The organism is Bradyrhizobium sp. MI1.10, assembly GCF_055811035.1.
The window spans coordinates 34,166-50,179 of sequence record NZ_JBVVPN010000052.1 but is presented as its reverse complement, the minus strand read 5'-3'; the positions used below and the strand labels follow the sequence as shown (position 1 = coordinate 50,179).

General features: G+C 64.2%; 13 protein-coding genes. 4 read left to right on the top strand and 9 right to left on the bottom strand.

Annotation, left to right across the window (positions count from 1 at the left end; genetic code table 11):
* Positions 1 to 293 precede the first annotated feature (293 nt).
* Entirely contained in the window at positions 294 to 1,877 is a 1,584-nt protein-coding gene (locus tag AC0L3K_RS34865) for a porin (RefSeq protein WP_007595920.1), read from the bottom strand.
* A 506-nt stretch (positions 1,878 to 2,383) separates the two neighbouring features.
* On the opposite strand from AC0L3K_RS34865, the gene AC0L3K_RS34860 reads away from it, so the two are divergent.
* A complete protein-coding gene (locus tag AC0L3K_RS34860) occupies positions 2,384 to 2,863 on the top strand; it encodes a MarR family winged helix-turn-helix transcriptional regulator (RefSeq protein WP_007595922.1) in 480 nt (159 codons plus the stop codon).
* 77 nt (positions 2,864 to 2,940) lie between these two features.
* Here the strand turns inward: AC0L3K_RS34860 and AC0L3K_RS34855 are convergent, their stop codons facing one another.
* Positions 2,941 to 4,023 (bottom strand): alpha/beta hydrolase family protein, encoded by a 1,083-nt coding sequence (locus AC0L3K_RS34855; RefSeq protein WP_473367709.1) that lies wholly within the window; start codon positions 4,021 to 4,023, stop codon positions 2,941 to 2,943.
* Between the two features lie 860 nt (positions 4,024 to 4,883).
* Between AC0L3K_RS34855 and AC0L3K_RS34850 the strand changes: the two genes are divergently transcribed.
* From AC0L3K_RS34850 to AC0L3K_RS34840, 3 genes are all read left to right on the top strand, one after another.
* Positions 4,884 to 5,948 (top strand): ketopantoate reductase family protein, encoded by a 1,065-nt coding sequence (locus AC0L3K_RS34850; protein ID WP_007595931.1) that lies wholly within the window; start codon positions 4,884 to 4,886, stop codon positions 5,946 to 5,948.
* A gap of 530 nt (positions 5,949 to 6,478) precedes the next feature.
* Complete coding sequence (locus tag AC0L3K_RS34845) at positions 6,479 to 7,297, top strand: CxxCxxCC domain-containing protein (protein ID WP_473367708.1); 819 nt, start codon at positions 6,479 to 6,481, stop codon at positions 7,295 to 7,297.
* 103 nt (positions 7,298 to 7,400) lie between these two features.
* A complete protein-coding gene (locus tag AC0L3K_RS34840) occupies positions 7,401 to 8,912 on the top strand; it encodes a helicase HerA domain-containing protein (protein WP_473254729.1) in 1,512 nt (503 codons plus the stop codon).
* Between the two features lie 16 nt (positions 8,913 to 8,928).
* Here AC0L3K_RS34840 and AC0L3K_RS34835 read toward each other — a convergent pair whose 3' ends face one another.
* The 7 genes from AC0L3K_RS34835 to AC0L3K_RS34805 form a co-directional block, all read right to left on the bottom strand.
* The gene (locus AC0L3K_RS34835) at positions 8,929 to 9,960 is read right to left on the bottom strand and encodes a HoxN/HupN/NixA family nickel/cobalt transporter (protein ID WP_354127290.1); all 1,032 of its coding nucleotides are present in this window, start codon (positions 9,958 to 9,960) and stop codon (positions 8,929 to 8,931) included.
* A gap of 177 nt (positions 9,961 to 10,137) precedes the next feature.
* Positions 10,138 to 10,878 (bottom strand): ABC transporter ATP-binding protein, encoded by a 741-nt coding sequence (locus tag AC0L3K_RS34830; protein ID WP_473254730.1) that lies wholly within the window; start codon positions 10,876 to 10,878, stop codon positions 10,138 to 10,140.
* Entirely contained in the window at positions 10,875 to 11,708 is an 834-nt protein-coding gene (locus AC0L3K_RS34825) for an ABC transporter ATP-binding protein (protein ID WP_219681517.1), read from the bottom strand. Before AC0L3K_RS34825 ends, AC0L3K_RS34830 begins: the two co-directional genes overlap by 4 nt.
* Complete coding sequence (locus AC0L3K_RS34820) at positions 11,708 to 13,531, bottom strand: ABC transporter permease (RefSeq protein WP_473367707.1); 1,824 nt, start codon at positions 13,529 to 13,531, stop codon at positions 11,708 to 11,710. The genes AC0L3K_RS34825 and AC0L3K_RS34820 overlap by 1 nt, the downstream gene beginning before the upstream one ends.
* Positions 13,532 to 13,544: 13 nt before the next feature.
* Positions 13,545 to 14,702, bottom strand: a complete 1,158-nt coding sequence (locus AC0L3K_RS34815; protein ID WP_007595945.1) for an ABC transporter substrate-binding protein — start codon at positions 14,700 to 14,702, stop codon at positions 13,545 to 13,547.
* Positions 14,703 to 14,762: 60 nt separating this feature from the next.
* Positions 14,763 to 15,350 carry an alkylhydroperoxidase domain protein gene (locus tag AC0L3K_RS34810; protein WP_354127227.1) on the bottom strand — a complete coding sequence of 196 codons (588 nt, stop codon included), beginning with the start codon at positions 15,348 to 15,350 and terminating at the stop codon, positions 14,763 to 14,765.
* 13 nt (positions 15,351 to 15,363) lie between these two features.
* Positions 15,364 to 15,987, bottom strand: coding sequence for a CMD domain protein (locus tag AC0L3K_RS34805; protein WP_007595947.1), 624 nt, complete (start codon positions 15,985 to 15,987; stop codon positions 15,364 to 15,366).
* Positions 15,988 to 16,014 lie beyond the last annotated feature (27 nt).

The window sequence follows — 16,014 nt, the reverse complement described above, 5'->3', positions numbered from 1 at the left end:
CGCCCCTCAAGGATGAGCCGGGATGAGCGACACATACGCCAAAACCGAATTTCGGTAAAGTGGAATATTTTTGCGGCCAACGATTGACAGAGGAGCGACACAGGCGCGGTCCCGTAGCCCGGATGGAGCGCAAGCGTAATCCGGGAAGGTGCCAGACACCGCGCGAGCGGCCCCGGATCGCACTTGCGCTCCATCCGGGCACCGGGGCTTCGCCGTCCTACATCATCTGCTTTGCGCAAAAAAAACACCCGGCGGTTTCCCGCCGGGTGTTCGTTCATGTGTTTCGACAGATCTTACCAGTTGCGCTGAGCGCGGAGGATCATGGCGATCGAGTCCTGGTCCTTCAGTTCGTAAACCGCGGCCGGCTTAGCGGTAATAACGTTCGGGACGAGGCCAACCGTACCGGAGTACTTCTGGTCGAGGTGGGTCCAGGAGACGTCAGCCGAGAACGTCAGGTTCTTGACCGGGGTCCAGCGGGTGACGACACCGAGCTGGCCGATGGCGAAGTCCGGGTTACAACCCGTCACACCGGCCAGGCCGCCGAACACGCCGCCAGCACCGCCGGCGCCGCAGAGGGTGGTCTTGGCCAGCGTGCCGAACTGGGCCTGTGCGTAGGCACCGTACAGCGAGGAGTTCCAGTATGGATCCCAGTTGTGGGTGTAAGCGCCGCGGAAACCCCAGGTCTTGACGGTTTCCTGCGAACTGCCGGTCACGAACACCGTATCGGGAGCGCTGGCGAAGCCGATGCTGCCGTAAGAGCCAGCAATGCCCGAATTGCCGTACAGCGCGTAGCTGCTGCCCGACAGATTCTGGAAGTTGTAGCGGGTCGCACCGTCGGTGTAGACGCCCTGGATGTTGATCGTGTCACCCGCGCCGGTCGGGATGTTCTTGATCGACAGAGCGAGCTGAACCGCCCAACCCCATTTGTCGTCGGGGTGGCCGGTCGGCTCGGTCGCGCCGTAATAACCGACGTGGTTGTCATGCGCAGCCACCGACGCCTGGAACAGGCCCCAGGCCTGGTCGACACGGACCGTACCAACAAGGTTCGGCGAACGAGTGCCGCCGATCGCGTTGGTGCCGTACGAGCCGCCGATCATGCCGCCCGCGGTCGCGCCGGTCATGTTGACGTTTCCGGCCTGATAGTAGGCCGAGACGTCTTCAGCCGAGAACGACGCCGTGATGCCCTGACCGAAGTCGGCGGTGTAGGTGAACTGGTTGACACCAGTGACCGTGCCGCTGCCGCCGACGAGGTTGTCGGTGATGTTGCCGGGATAGTTGGTCCAGGGCGCGTCGAACTGCGACACGGCCTTACCCATGGTGAAGCCGGCGAACTGAATGAAGGCGTAGTACACGCCGAGTGCGCCACCCGAGGTGTTGCCGTCGGTGCCGTTGACCGAGCCGCTACCATTCGAACCAACGAGGCCGGTGCCGGCAGCGTTGAGACCGAGCGTACCGCTGTACTGGGTTGCGCCCGTTGCCGACCCGGTCGGGGTATAGTTGCCGCTCGTCCAGGTGAAGACGCCGTCGAAGAAGGTGCGGACCACGCCGTATTCGGTCGCTGTGCGGGTGTCGATGTTGAGGTCTTCACGAGCGCGGAAGGTGTAGTAGTTCATCAGGCGGTTGCGAGCACCGGCAGTGCCGCCCTGGTTCGGATTGAAGTCCGAGTTGGTGTTGAAGTTCGCGTCAGCGCGCACGTAGCCGCCGAGCTTGATGCAGGTGTCGGTGCCCGGGATGTAGTAGAAGCCGGCGCCGTACAGCGAACAGATCTTCACGTATTCGACCGCCTTGGCCTTCACGGGAAGATCGGCTGCGAACGCCCCGGAGGCGGCCATCAGGCCGGCAGCCGAGCCGAGAAAGAGTGTCTTCGTCAACTTCATTAGTAAACCTCCAGGTCGGTTCAGGGGGCTCGGGTCCTCGGTGGACGCCGCTTTACCCTCTCAATTTCGATCAATTCAGATCCGCACGAAGGTCCGGACTGAAACGACAGCGAGGTGCCCCCCCTCCGTCGTGGCTTCACATATAGTTTATAAAAACAACTGCCTCAATTTATTGATTTGATGAATCGACAGTTCCGGCCGGGATGTGGCTTAAGAGCAACAGCGGCGGCTTTGGTAGCGAAGATTCCATCTAACCAAACAAGAAAAGCCCTCAGGGGGCATCCCGAGGGCTTCTTGGAGGTCTCGCATCGCTGTCCATCGAGCGGGTCAAGAGCAGCGAAATAGAGTACGATAGTCGATAATAAAATTAATTGTTCTTTGCAAGCAATAATTTGTCCTGTGATTTCAGCTGCGCGGTATCTCCCTGTCGTCGGCGCGCGATTTTCGAGACGCTTCCAAGATATCCCATTAAAGATGGCTCATAGAACAAATGGGGAGGGAGCCACATGATCGAGAAGAAACTCGACAGGGCGATTACGGACTTTATCTGGAACGTCGTTGAAATTCATTCCCAGCTGGAGGACATCCACACCAGCTGGGCCGGACTGCTGGGCATTACCGAGCCGCAGTGGCTGATCCTGATGGCAATCACTGAACTGGACCAGGGGCGAGGTGTCGCCGGAATCGACATCGCAAACAAGCTGCGGGTCCACCCGGCCTTCGTGACCAACCAGACCAAGGCCCTCGAAAAGGGCGGCTTCCTATCGCGACGGCCGGCAGCAGACGACGCACGCTACGTCCTGATGTCGCTCACCGCAAAGGCGACCTCGGAGATCGAAAAGCTGTCCAAGAGAAAGCTCGCCTTGAACTCGACCATGTTCAACGAGCTCGACGAGAAGACCTTGGCCGATCTGAATGCCGCGCTCGCAACGATTGCGAAGAATGCCCGGTTGGCCGCACGGTTGCTGGCCATCGACGCCTCCTGACCCCCTGACCTCAGACGCGGAACGTGCGCCTCGATCAATCCCCAATCTCTTCTCGCCTTCCCAATCTCTTGCGCGGCTCAGAGGTAGGTCACAGAGCCCAGCTGGGGGGCAATTCCGAGTTTGCTGTCGAGCCATTCGAAAATGAAATCGTCCACCGCGATGAAATTCTCGACCTCGCCCAGGGGGTGCGGAATGCAGTTCGGCACGACGGTCGCGCAATCGGCTCCGGCCTGCCGATAGCCGGCTTGCAGTTCGAGAGCATCCTCCTCCCAAACCATTGAGCGGCTCCCGACGACCATCAGAAGTGGGCAAGGGATCCGACGCGACGGCGGCAACGAACCCGTTGAGGTCCCGTCACGGACCGTCTGCTCGACGCCGATCATCCAGCGCAGCGATGCCCGGCGCATGACCGGCGTCGCAATGCCGCCGTCGCCCACGACGGCAGCCATCCTGCGATCCAGGAGGGCAAGACGGGATGCGTGACTGGCGGCCGCCCCCTCGCCGTAGACCGCGATCTGCTGCGAATCGACGTCCGGACGCGCTTCCAGGTAATCCAGCCAGCATTGCAGAATATGCGCCGGCTTGAAGGGGCTGCGACCGGATGAATTGCCGGTATCAACGAGCAGGAGTGACATGTTCCGTCGCCCGGAGGCCGGCAACAGCCTGCTCATCATCGAGCCCAGGGTGATGTCCTCGTCGCTGACACAGATAACCGCGGGTGCGAAAGACCGATCGGGGAACGCCGGCAGAAAGTAGCCCGCAAGCGAGCCTTGATCAAAGCAGTCGATCTCCACGCGCTCGATCGCCGAACCGGCGTCCTCCTCGAAGCCCCTCAGGCTGAGTCCGACCTTGTCTACGAGGTCGGTACTCCCGGGATCTCCGGGCCAAGACAGGTTCCTCGCGACTTCAAGGGCCGTCAGCGAGCACAGCCACGCTTCCCGCGCGATCTGAGCTGAACCGGCTGCGCGCACCGATTCGGCGAAGATCCGGTACTCGCCTGAGATCCTCAACCAGTCCGAAATCCACCGATGCCTGTGCGCCTCGCGCACGAGTTCGGTGACGGACAAGCTTTCGAAAAAATCGGACGCGCGTTTCCGCAAGCACGCCAGGCTTCGACCGGCGCCGTCGCACGTGCCGTGAGGCCAATGATCATGTTCCATGACAGTCCCCGAACGGCGCGTCGGCGGTTGCTTGGACTCGGCGCAGCGCTGTCAGCGCAACGCCCTGCATGTCTGCTCGATGCGATATCACGCGTGCGTGATCGCGCTTGCGTCTGCCGTCCCGATGATCGTTCCGCTTTCCCTTCGCGGGCGGGGGCACTGGACCAGACGGACTACAGTCCGAACGAACCGGTCGCAAAGCAAGTCTCACGCCGACTCCAACTCAATCGTCACGTCTCAGCTCCGTTGCTGATACACAGTTTAGGCCCCGCACCACTCTGCCATTTTTTGCTGTTCCGCGTTTGCAGTTTTTTGTTGCGGTGGACGACTAAAATTGGAGCTCATTTAACGAGGGAGAAGGCATCGCCTGTGTCGGCTTCCATCATGAATTCCTGATGACGCCGATCCGCCGTGCCACCAATCACGCCAGCGACAAAAGATGCGGCGGGTTGCCGCCTGATCGATGCCGACGCCCTTCGCCACGGGACTTTCCCGCGGTCGACGTCGCAGGAAAACCCGCGCGACGAAATCCTCGATGTCGCTCATCCGCACCCGGCGCGCGAGACGTGACGAGGTATGATCGCGTTCTGGGCGAGCCCGGCGATTGAGGCGTGCAACATTTCTTACTTCGGTAAGCCAGTTATTTGAGCAACTCATGGACATCCAGAACCCGTCGCCGGTGAGGCGCCGTCGCGCTTTCGGCGTCAAGCAACACGCCGGGCCGCCTGCTGAGCCTTCCGTGCCTTGTATCCATTATCCCAGTTGCCATCCCCACGCACTTTGCCTTACATGCCGGCCAAACTCGCCCGCGGATGACGGCCGGGGCTCAAAAATCGCACAAATTGTCAAAGGGACGAGACATGGCGCGTAACATCCTGATTCTCGGGGCTTCCTACGGCTCCCTGCTGGGCACGAAGCTGCTGATGGCGGGGCACAACGTGACCCTGGTCTGCCGCGCCAAGACCGCGGAGTTGATCAACCGCGAGGGTACCGAGGTGCGCATCAAGTTGCGCGACGAGGCGGTTCACCGCGCCATCTTCTCGCGCGACCTGCCCGGCAAGCTCGACGCCGTGACGCCGGCCAATGTGGACTTGTCCCGTTACGACATGGTCGGCCTTGCGATGCAGGAGCCGCAATACACCAACCACACGGTGCGCGTTCTCATGGTCAGGATCGCCGCGGCGAAGCTGCCGTGCCTGTCGATCATGAACATGCCGCCGCTGCCCTATCTGAAGCGGATCCCCTCGCTCGCAGACATGGATCTCGAGGAGGCCTACACCAATGCGCAGGTGTGGGAGCGCTTCGAGCCCGGGCTGGTGACCCTGTGCTCGCCCGACCCGCAGGCGTTCCGTCCGCCGGAAGAGGCTGCGAACGTGCTTCACGTCGGTCTGCCCACGAATTTCAAGGCATCCGTGTTCGCCGACGAGAAGCACAACAAGGTGCTGCGCGAGCTCGAAGCCGACATCGACGCGGTGACCCTGGACGGCCACGACGTGCCGGTGAAGCTGAAGGTATTCGATTCTCTGTTCGTGCCGCTGGCGAAATGGTCGATGCTGCTGACCGGCAACTACCGCTGCATCACGCCGCACGAGCCGCAGTCGATCCGCGACGCTGTGCACGGCGATCTCGCGCGCTCGCAGACGATCTACGAGCATGTCGACGCCATCGCTCGGCGTCTCGGCGCCGATCCGCAGGACCAGGTACCGTTCGCGAAATACGCCAAGGCTGCCGAGAGCCTGCTGAAGCCGTCATCGGCCGCACGCGCGGTGGCTGGCGGCGCGCCCTTCATCGAGCGCGTCGACCTGCTGGTCAAGCTGATCTCGCATCAGCTCGGCGCGCCCAATGCAGAGATCGACCGCACTGTCGAGACCGTGGACCTGAAGCTCAACGAGAAGATCGTGCAGGGCGGATCGGGCGCGCTGTAACGGGCGCTTCCATTCGCGATCGGACGCGTCGGCGCTTACGCTCCCAAGACACCGGGGCTGAGCGTCGCGCCTGGGGCTGCCACCATGCTCTCACGCAAATGATCGCGCGCGGCACTGTTCCTGGTGTGACGCAAACTCAACAGGAGTGATCGCGAGTCATCGATCACGCGATCGTGTCGCTTTCAGTTCCCTCCTGTTTTCACCGCAAATATCACGCCTGAATGACACAGAGCCCATGTGGCTCGTCATTTCTAGACGTGGCGCAGCGTGAAAATGCGGCATTTCCGCTCGAACTGAACCAAAGCGCACAATCCTTGTCCGCCGCGCGCTCGAACGAGGTCGCACGCTTCGGACGAGATCCTTCATTTGCGCAAACGCCGCATGCGCGCGCGCCAGGCTCGCCGTCTTGTCTGGCGGATGTGCCTGAGTAACATAGCTTTGCAAGGCAGCTGTCTTTTACGGCTTTTCCAGACACGGTTTGCAGTCCCCGCGTTCGGATCCAGACAAGAAAAATCGAAGAAAAAGAAGCAATGGACCAGGCGATGCTGAGCGTCGTCCGCGCAGTAGAGGCAGGCGCGACGACGATGAAGGGCGTGATCGACGCCACCGGACTGTCCCGTCTCAGAATCGAACGTGCGTTGAACGCGCTGGAGAAGCAGAAGCTGCTGGTCCGCGACGGCCAGGGTTTTCGCGGAATCGGCCCGACCAGGACAGCCCAGCCTGCCCGACAATGCGGCTCGTGCAATGCCTGCTGCGACATCCTCGAAGTGGCCGCCGTCGACAAGCCGGTGAACCAGCTGTGCAAGCATTGGCAGACGGGCACGGGTTGCACCATCTACGAGCGCCGTCCCCAGATGTGCCGTTCATTCGTCTGCGCCTGGCTGCAAGGCCATCTCGACGACCACTGGTTTCCCGCGAAGTCGGGCATCATCGTGCATTTCAGCCAGGACGCCGTCAACGTCACCGTCGATGATCATTGCCCTGATCGCTGGCGCGAGGAGCCCTATTTCAGCAAGCTCGCCGAATGGTCGCTGAACGGCATCAAGCGAATCGGAAATCGCGGCTACGCGACGCTCGTCGTCTCCGGCGCCGACCGGTTCCTGCTGCTCGGGCCCACCGTCGTTCCCGAGCCAACGCTGTTCGGCACTGCGTTCATGCCGCTCACCGCCGACACATTTCGATTCTGGCGGGCGACATCCCCGGAGCATCTGCAGCGGCTGCACGAGCGTATCGCCGAGATCGAGCGGATCAGGCAGGAATTCGGCTCCTGCGCCATTCCTTCCGATGAGGACGACGATCCGCAAGCGCCCTATCGGCCCGCACTTCTACGGCAATCGAATCACGCCTGAACTCCGCCGTGGGCAACAACGCATGATTTCCGCCATGGTGCTCGACGCGCCGCGACCGGGTTGTTAAGTCCCTGTCCGCGAATGATAGGACTTGAGTCGGGACATGACGGTTGCAATCGAGATGGGGCAGACCACGGCGGGCGCTGTGGCCGCCATGGACCTCGAGGAACTGCTGGCGACCCGCCTCCTGGTGCAGGGCAATTCCGGCTCCGGCAAATCGCATCTGCTACGGCGGTTGCTGGAGCAGAGCGCACCCTGGGTGCAGCAGGCCATCATCGATCCCGAAGGCGATTTCGTCTCGCTGGCGGAGCATTTCGGCCATCTCGTGATCGAGGCCGAGGATCACACCGAACGCGGCCTTCAGGTTGCCGGCGAGCGCGCGCGGCTGCATCGCGTCTCCACCGTGCTCAATCTCGAAGGGCTCGACGCCGAAAGCCAGATGCGCCGCGCCGCGGCCTTCCTCGGCGGGCTGTTCGACGTGGACCGCGACCATTGGTATCCGATGCTGGTGGTCGTCGACGAGGCGCAGCTGTTTGCGCCTGCGGTCGCGGGCGAAGTCTCGGACGAAGCGCGAAAGCTTTCGCTCGGCGCGATGACCAATCTGATGTGCCGCGGCCGCAAGCGCGGGCTCGCCGGGATCATCGCGACCCAGCGGCTGGCAAAGCTCGCCAAGAACGTCGCGGCGGAAGCGTCCAACTTCCTGATGGGCCGCACCTTCCTCGACATCGACATGGCGCGCGCCGCCGACCTGCTCGGCATGGAGCGGCGGCAGGCCGAATCGTTTCGCGATCTCGAACGCGGACAATTCATGGCGCTCGGCCCCGCGCTGTCGCGACGGCCCCTGCGTTTGAATATCGGCACGACCGAAACCCAGCCGCGCAATTCCACGCCGCGGCTGATGCCGATGCCCGAAGCCGCACTCGAAAACATGCGCGCCGTGATCCTGGCCGCGCCGCCCCCCGATGCCAGCCGGCCGCAGCGCCGGCCCGCGCCCGATCTGCTCGAGCAGCTCCGCGCCGCGAAGGCTGCGGCACCGGAGATCGGGCCCGAAATGATCGAGGTTCCGGTCAGCGCCGAGGAGCTCGCCGAACGGCGCGAGCGCGTGGATCGGACCCTTCGTGCCGTGCTCGCCGCGCCCGACGCCGGTTTCCGCGCGGTAGGCGTGCTGTACCAGGAGTTCGTGGTCCGCTGCCGCATCGAGGGCCTCGGCTCGGCGGTGCCCGACCTCACCGAATTCCGCCGCATGCTGACGCGCGCACGCGCCGGGCTCGGCGCCGAGCATGCCGAGGACGACGCCTGGCAGGATGTGTCGCTCCGCGCCTCGATCCTGCCCGACGACATGCAGGGCGTGTTCATGATGATCGCGCGCGCGGCGAAAGAAGGCTGGCCGTGTCCCGGCGACGCCGCCATCGCCCGCGCCTACGGCTCGCACTCCCTGCGCCGGGCGCAGCGCCTGCTCGGCTACATGGAAGAGCAGGGTCTGATCGTCTGCCAGCTCGACGGCGCCGGCCGCCGGATCGTGACGCTGGTAGAACTGGCCTGGGCCACCGCGCCGGGCGATCCCAATGCTGATGATTTACCCGCGGAGCAGGCTCCGAGCGCGGCTTCGGCTTGAGCCAGCGGATTGTCGATCAGGCCGCTTCGGTGACATCGGCGCCGATCAGCGCATCGGCCGCGCGCCGCCGCTCAACTGCAAACATGCGCCGATAGAGCACGACTGAGACGAGCCAGGCGACCGCGAACAGCGCGACCACGGCGAAGCCGACATTGGCGAGCGAGTCGTTGAGCGCGTCGACCAGTGCCCACGCGCCGCCGGACAGGCCGAGCCGGTCCGCGATCAGCCCGAGCGCCTCGATTCCCCCGATCAACAGCGCCACCGCCACGGAAGCTCCTGTGATCGTGAGGTTGTACCAGAGCTTTCGCAGCGGATCGACGAAGGCCCAGCGATAGGCGCTCACCATCAGCGCGGAGTCGGCGGTATCGACCAGCGCCATGCCCGACGCGAACAGCGCGGGGAAAACGAGAACATCGGCAAACGAAGCACCGCGCGCGGCTTCGCCGGCGGAGATGCTGAGCAGGCCGATTTCGGTTGCGGTGTCGAAGCCGAGCCCGAACAGGAAGCCGAGCGGATACATGTGCCAGGGTTTCGTCACCAGGCGGAACATCGGGCCGAGCAGCCGCGCCAGGAGACCGCGACTGGCGAGCAGGGCGTCGAGGCCCTCGGCGTCGTGAATGCCCTGCTCCCGTGCGGTGCGAAACGTCCGCCACAGGCCGGCGAAGATGACGAGATTGATGGCCGCGATCACCAGCAGGAACAGCGCCGAGACCGACGTGCCGATGAAGCCGCCGATCTCCTTGAGCAGGCTGTCGCCACCCAGGGTCACGACGCCGAGCGCGAGCAGCATGGTCGCGACCACGACGATCGTCGAATGGCCGAGCGCGAAATACAGACCGACGCTACGTGGCGTGCCGCCTGCCTGCATCTGCTTGCGCACGACATTGTCGATGGCCGCGATATGGTCGGCATCGACGGCGTGGCGCAGGCCGAACACCCAGGCGAGCAGCGCGGTCGCCATCACCGTCGGCCGGTCACCAAACGCCGCGAAGGCCCAGGCCCACGCCCCGATGTTGGCCGCGATCAACCCGCCGAACAGCAGCACCATCCCGGGCTCGACCGCCCGCAAAGATAATCTCGTCACGTCAATCATTCGGTCCACTGCGCACGCCCATCGCACGAGCGGTATGATCTTTTCATAAGGTGGTCATACTGGCCAGACTCGACTTCCACCCGATGATCGCATATGCGGATTTGCGGGAGGGAGGAGACGACAGCGGACCCCTTACGCGGCCTCGGAGCCGCCGAGATAGGCATCGCGGATGCGGGGATCGTCCTTCAGCGCGCGGGCGGAGCCGGAGAGAACGATCTTGCCGGTCTGGAGCACATAGGCCTCGTGCGCGATCTCGAGCGCGAGGCTGGCGTTCTGCTCGACCATGAAGACCGAGACGCCCTCCTGGTTGATGGTGCGGATCAGCTCCAGCACGCGGTCCACGTAAAGCGGCGACAGGCCCATGGTCGGCTCGTCCATCACGATCATCCTGGGACGGCTCATCAGCGCGCGCGCCATCGCGACCATCTGCTGCTCGCCGCCCGAGAGCGAGCCGGCGCGCTGCGACAGCCGCTGGCCGAGCTTCGGGAACAGCGTGAGCATCTTGTCGAGATCCTGCGCGATCGCCTCGCGGTCGTTGCGCACGAACGCACCCATCAGGATGTTCTCGCGCACGCTCATGTCGGCGAACAGCCGTCGCGCCTCCGGCACCGAGGCGATGCCGCGGCGGACGATCTGCGGCGTGGTAAGTCCGAGCAGCGAGGCACCGTCGAAAGTCACCTCGCCCGAGCGCGGCTTCACCAGGCCCAAAATGATCTTCATCGTGGTCGATTTGCCGCTGGCATTGCCGCCGAGCAGGCAGACGATGTGGCCGCGCGGAACTGATATCGACAGGTCGAAATGCACCTGGGCCTGACCGTAGAAGGTGTTGACGTCGGTGAGCGTCAGCAGCGCATCGGAAGGCGGGTTCGTCATGCCGCGCTCTCCTGCTTCGTCGTCAGGCCGTGGCCGAGATAGGCCTCGATCACCTTGGGATCGCCGCGCACCTGTTCACCCGGGCCTTCCGCGATTTTCTTGCCCTCGTCCATGACGATGACGCGATCGGAGAGGCGCATCACCATTTCGAGCTTGTGCTCGATCAGCAAGATCGTCAGCCCTTCGGCTTTCAGCTCGGCGACGAGCCCCTGCATCTCCGTGGTTTCGGTTGGATTCATGCCGGCGGTCGGCTCGTCGAGCAGCAGCAGGCGCGGCCTCAAGGCGAGCGCACGGGCGATCTCGACGCGGCGGCGGTTGGCGTAAGAGAGACTGTAGGCGGGCTGGTCGATGCGCGGCAGCAGCCGCTCGCCGAAGCGCGCGAGAATGACCTTCACCTCCTCGCGCAGCCGCTCCTCCTCGGCCTTGACGCTGGCGGGGCGCAGCAGCGCCAGACCCAGTTCCAGCAGCGGGCCGATCAGCGGCACGGCCGGCTTGACGGCACGCAGCCGCGTATGGGCGCCGATCAAGACGTTGTCCATGACGCTGAGATTGCCAAACACGCGACCGAGCTGGAACGTGCGCGCGATACCTTCGGCGGCAAGCCGCTCCGGCGAGAGACCCGTGATGTCCTGACCTTCGAAGCGAACCGTCCCGGCGTCCGGCAGATCAAGCCCGGTCACGAGATTGAACAGCGTCGTCTTGCCGGCCCCGTTCGGGCCGATGATGCTGATCAGTTCGCCTTTGGCGAGATCGAGATCGATGGCGTCGACGGCGGTGAGGCCGCCGAAACGCCGCGTCAGACCGCGCAGGGACAGCATGGTCGTGCTCATCACATCGTCCCCAACAGGCCCTGCGGCCTGAACCGCACCAGCAGCAGCAGCACGATGCCGTAGATCAGGATGCGATACTCCGCCGCAATGCGGAACACTTCCGGCAGGCCGACCAGCGCGACCGCCCCGAGAATCGCTCCGACGACATTGCCGAGGCCGCCGAGGATCACCACAGTCAGCGCCAGGATGGATTGCTGGGTGTTGAAGGTCTCGTGGTTGATGTAGGAATAGAGGTGCGCGGCGATGCCGCCGCTGACGCCGGCGGCAAAGCCGCCGAAGATGAAGGCGAGCGATTTGTAGCGATTCAGGCTGAGCCCATAGGCGCGCGCGGCGATGTCGTCGTCGCGGATGGCGCGAAAACTGCGGCCGAGATGCGAGCCGAGCAGGCGTCCCTGCAGCAGCGCCAGCACGACCATCACGATGAAGCTGAACCAGTAGATCGAAATCGGGCTGACCAGCTCATAGCCAAACAGCGACAGCGGCGGAATGCCGGAGATGCCGATCGGCCCGCGCGTGACGCTCTCCCAGTTCAGGATCACCAGCGAGACGATCTCGCCGATCGCGAGCGTCGCGATCGACACATAATGCCCGCGCAGCCGGAACGACGGCGAGATCAGCGCCGTGCCCAGCGCCGCACTCATCAGGCCGCCGCCGATGATGGCAAGGCCAACCGGGACGGCGAACGTGAGCGACAGCAGCGCGGAGGTGTAGGCGCCGATCGCGAGCAGCGCGGCGTGCCCGAGCGAAACCTGGCCGATCGTGCCTGCCACCAGGGTGAGGCTCAGCGCGAGCATGCCGAGCAGCCAGGCGTTGATCAGGGTCTGGAGCACGTAGAACGACACCGGCAACAGCGGCAGGATCGCGAAGACGGCGGTCGCGATCAGCAGAGCCCAGCGCGGAATACGCACCGGGCGGCTCGGCGCAATGAAAGTGCCGGTGAGCGGCTCGGGCGGCGCCTGCCGTGCGCTGGCGAACAGACCGTTCGGGCGCAGCACGAGCACCACGACCAGCAGCAGGAATGCGAACAGATTGCGGTAGCTGGTGCCGAACACGGCGACGCCATAGCTCTCGACCAGTCCGAGCAGCAGGCTGCCGATCACCGCGCCCGGCACGTTGCCGGCGCCGCCGACGACTTCGGCAACGACGCCCTTGAGCGTCGCCTGCAGGCTCATCGCGGTGTCGATCTGGTTGTAATACATGCCGACCAGCAGGCCGGAAACGCCGCCGAGCGCAGCCGCAATGCCGAACACCGCCTGATTGACGCGATTGACGTCGACGCCCATCTGCATCGCGGCGTCGCGGTCCTGCGCGGTGGCACGCACGGCCCAGCCGAGCTTGCTGTAGCGCAGGAACACGAACAGCAGCAACGCGCTGGTGAGGCCGACACCGGCGATGAGGAGATCGAGCGGTCCGATCGTGCCGCCGCCGATCTGGAAGCGGATATCCGGCAACTGGCTCGGCAGCGCGAGCGGATTGGGCGAGAAGGTCAGCATCACGAGCTGATCGAGCACGAAGCTGATGCCGATCGTCGCCAGCAGCGGCGCGATGCGCACCGAGTTCTGCAGCGGACGCAGGCCGAACCGTTCGATGATCAGGCCGACCAGCGCTGCCGCCACCGCGACCACGATGATGGTGAGCGGCAGCGGCGTGTGCAGCTGCACCACCGCGACCCAGCCGATATAGGCGCCGACGAGGTAGATCGACCCTTGCGCAAAGTTGATCAGCCGGCTGACGCCGAAAATCAGCGCGAGCCCGACCGCAACGAGGGCGTAGACGTTACCGACGATCAGCCCGTTGATCGTGTAGTCGAGCCAGGAAGACACGCAGAAAATCCCCTCAGGTCGGCTTGCCGTCCCAGAGCGCGAACTGGCCCTTGCGTACGACGAGCTCGGCATTCATGGCGCCCTTGACGCGCCGGCTCTCGACGTCGAACGTCGCTTTGCCGAAGATCACGCTCGATACGTCCTTCACTTTCGTGAAGGCGTCGCGGATCGCACGCCGGTCGGTGCCGCCGATCTTCACCACGGCGGCGGCCATGTTCATCGCGTCATAGGCGTAAGCGTTGAACGCGTCGGGCTCCACCCCGTTGTACTTCTTCTTGAAGCCCGCGATGAACGTCTGCACCTCGGGGCGCGGGTCTTCCGGGAAGTAGCGCGTGCCGACATGGACGTCCTCGACGGCCTCGCCGCCGAGCTCCAGGAATTTCGGCGAGTAGACCGAGCTCGCGGCGCAGATCACCTGCTTCAGCCCGACCTGGCGTGCCTGCCGCGCGATCAGCGCACCGTCGGAATAATAGGAGATCAGGATCAGCCCGTCCGGATTGGCGTCGCGGACCCGCACCAGCGTGGAGCGGAAGTCGCGCTCCTCCGCAATGTAGCCTTCGGTGACGGCGATTTCGGCGCCGTGTTCTTTCGCGGCCTTGACGAAATAGTCTCGGCTGGTCCGGCCCCAATCGGTGTTGAGGTGCAGCACGGCGAGCTTCTTCAGGCCGAGACGCTTCACGGCATAAGCCGCCAGCAGCGGCTGCTCGTCAGCCTGGCTGACGGAGGTGCTCCACATGAAGTCGCCGCCCTTGGTGAAATCGGGATGCGAATTGGTGAACCCGAACTGCACCAGCCCGCCGCGCTGATAGATCGGCGAGGCCGCCATCGAGGCGGGGCTGGAGAAGTCGCCGAGCTCCATGACAATCCTGGGATCGGAGACGAACTTCTGGGCGATCGCCACCGACTGGCGCGGGTCGCTCTGGCTGTCTTCGAAGCTGTAGGCGAGCTTGCGGCCGTTGATGCCGCCCGCTGCCTGGATCTCGTCGAGCGCGAGATCAAAGCCCTGCTTCCACTGCGTGCCATATTGTGCGTTCGGCCCGGTCAACGGACCGCTGACGCCCAGCAAAATCGGTTCGGACGATTGCGCAAGCGCGGCGCGCGAGAAGGCTGCTCCCGCCATCATGGCGGCAAGCGAGCCCTTGACCAGGGTACGACGATCGATGTTGCTCATGGACGGCTCCATCCTGTCAGGTGTTGAAACAACCAGCAATTTCCATGCCGGTGAGATTGGCTATTTCGAGGGCTCGCCGAGCGACAGCATCAGCCGGTTCGCCCAGTTGAAGAACGACGCGCCGTTGATGACGTCGACGATCTCGGCATCGTCGAGACCGGCGCGGCGCAGCTCATCGATATTGTCGGGGCCGAACGCGATCGGCGTTGCGGCCAACGCCACCGAGGCATTGACGACCGCATTCCAGCGCTCGTCGCCGAGATCGGCGCCGACGCCTTCGTCGAGCAGCCGCTGCACATCGTCGCGGCGCTTGGAATAAGTGCTGGCGAAACGCGCATGCACGGAGGCGCAGTAGATGCAGCCGTTGTAGCGCGAGGTCGCAGCCGCCGCCAGCTCGCGCTCGGCGCGCGGCAGGCCGTCGGCAACGTTGTAGAAGATGTCCTTGTCAGTCTTGGTGCGGGCTTCCAGCACCTCGGGATCGCGCACCAGCAGTCGAAAATATTCGGACTTGGAACGGGAGCGATCGACGAGGCCGGCGAAATGCCGCTCGGTCAGCTCGGCTTCGGGCAGCGGATCGATCCACGACACCCAGCCCAGTTCATCCTGGGTGAAGACGACGGGCGGATTGACGTTGTTTGCAGCGCTCATGATTGCGATCTCCTTAGGCGCCGCCCGCAGCGTTTGCGCTGCCAAGCGAGGCGCCGAGCACGCGCAGTCCGGTGACGACGCGCACCTGGAACGACAGGAACGCAACGAGCTGAGAGAACGTGACGATTCCGGTGTTCGACCAGCCGGCAGCGAGCAGCGCCTTCATGTCGGCCACGGCCGCATCGCGCGGGCGGAACACCAGCAGATGCGCATGCTCGAACGCCGCAACGAGCCGGTCCCCGAGATCGGTCTTGCGCTCCGCGCTGACGCGGTAGGCCAGGCCGGCCTTGTTCTCGACCGACAGCGGCCCGGCCGGAAAGGCGCCGTAAGGGCCCGAAGTCTCGCCCCGCGCGATTTCAGCCTCGATTGCCTCAATCAGGCGCGCACCGTCGGCGATCGCAGTTAACTTCGCCCGATAGAAGGCAGCTACAGTCGGCTCGCGGTGAAGACCGATCACGAAGAACGCGACTGCCGCCCGCTCGACAAGCGAGACATCACCGGCATCGATCGGCTCGAACAAAGAGAGATAGCTCTTCTGCGCATTGTCACGCGCCTGCACGCGCTTGGCGCGAATGCCGTCCAGGGCCGATCCCGGCTCAATCCCAGCGAGCGCGTCGATGATATCCTTCGTAGCCATCATTCAGCCTCGTACAATTCTCTGGTG

What these genes read in the sequence shown, in the direction of transcription:
- AC0L3K_RS34865 (WP_007595920.1), bottom strand. Translation starts at nt 1,877, where the DNA reads ATGAAGTTGACGAAGACACTCTTTCTCGGCTCGGCTGCCGGCCTGATG.
- AC0L3K_RS34860 (WP_007595922.1), top strand. Translation starts at nt 2,384, where the DNA reads ATGATCGAGAAGAAACTCGACAGGGCGATTACGGACTTTATCTGGAAC.
- AC0L3K_RS34855 (WP_473367709.1), bottom strand. Translation starts at nt 4,023, where the DNA reads ATGGAACATGATCATTGGCCTCACGGCACGTGCGACGGCGCCGGTCGA.
- AC0L3K_RS34850 (WP_007595931.1), top strand. Translation starts at nt 4,884, where the DNA reads ATGGCGCGTAACATCCTGATTCTCGGGGCTTCCTACGGCTCCCTGCTG.
- AC0L3K_RS34845 (WP_473367708.1), top strand. Translation starts at nt 6,479, where the DNA reads ATGGACCAGGCGATGCTGAGCGTCGTCCGCGCAGTAGAGGCAGGCGCG.
- AC0L3K_RS34840 (WP_473254729.1), top strand. Translation starts at nt 7,401, where the DNA reads ATGACGGTTGCAATCGAGATGGGGCAGACCACGGCGGGCGCTGTGGCC.
- AC0L3K_RS34835 (WP_354127290.1), bottom strand. Translation starts at nt 9,960, where the DNA reads ATGGTGCTGCTGTTCGGCGGGTTGATCGCGGCCAACATCGGGGCGTGG.
- AC0L3K_RS34830 (WP_473254730.1), bottom strand. Translation starts at nt 10,878, where the DNA reads ATGACGAACCCGCCTTCCGATGCGCTGCTGACGCTCACCGACGTCAAC.
- AC0L3K_RS34825 (WP_219681517.1), bottom strand. Translation starts at nt 11,708, where the DNA reads ATGAGCACGACCATGCTGTCCCTGCGCGGTCTGACGCGGCGTTTCGGC.
- AC0L3K_RS34815 (WP_007595945.1), bottom strand. Translation starts at nt 14,702, where the DNA reads ATGAGCAACATCGATCGTCGTACCCTGGTCAAGGGCTCGCTTGCCGCC.
- AC0L3K_RS34810 (WP_354127227.1), bottom strand. Translation starts at nt 15,350, where the DNA reads ATGAGCGCTGCAAACAACGTCAATCCGCCCGTCGTCTTCACCCAGGAT.
- AC0L3K_RS34805 (WP_007595947.1), bottom strand. Translation starts at nt 15,987, where the DNA reads ATGGCTACGAAGGATATCATCGACGCGCTCGCTGGGATTGAGCCGGGA.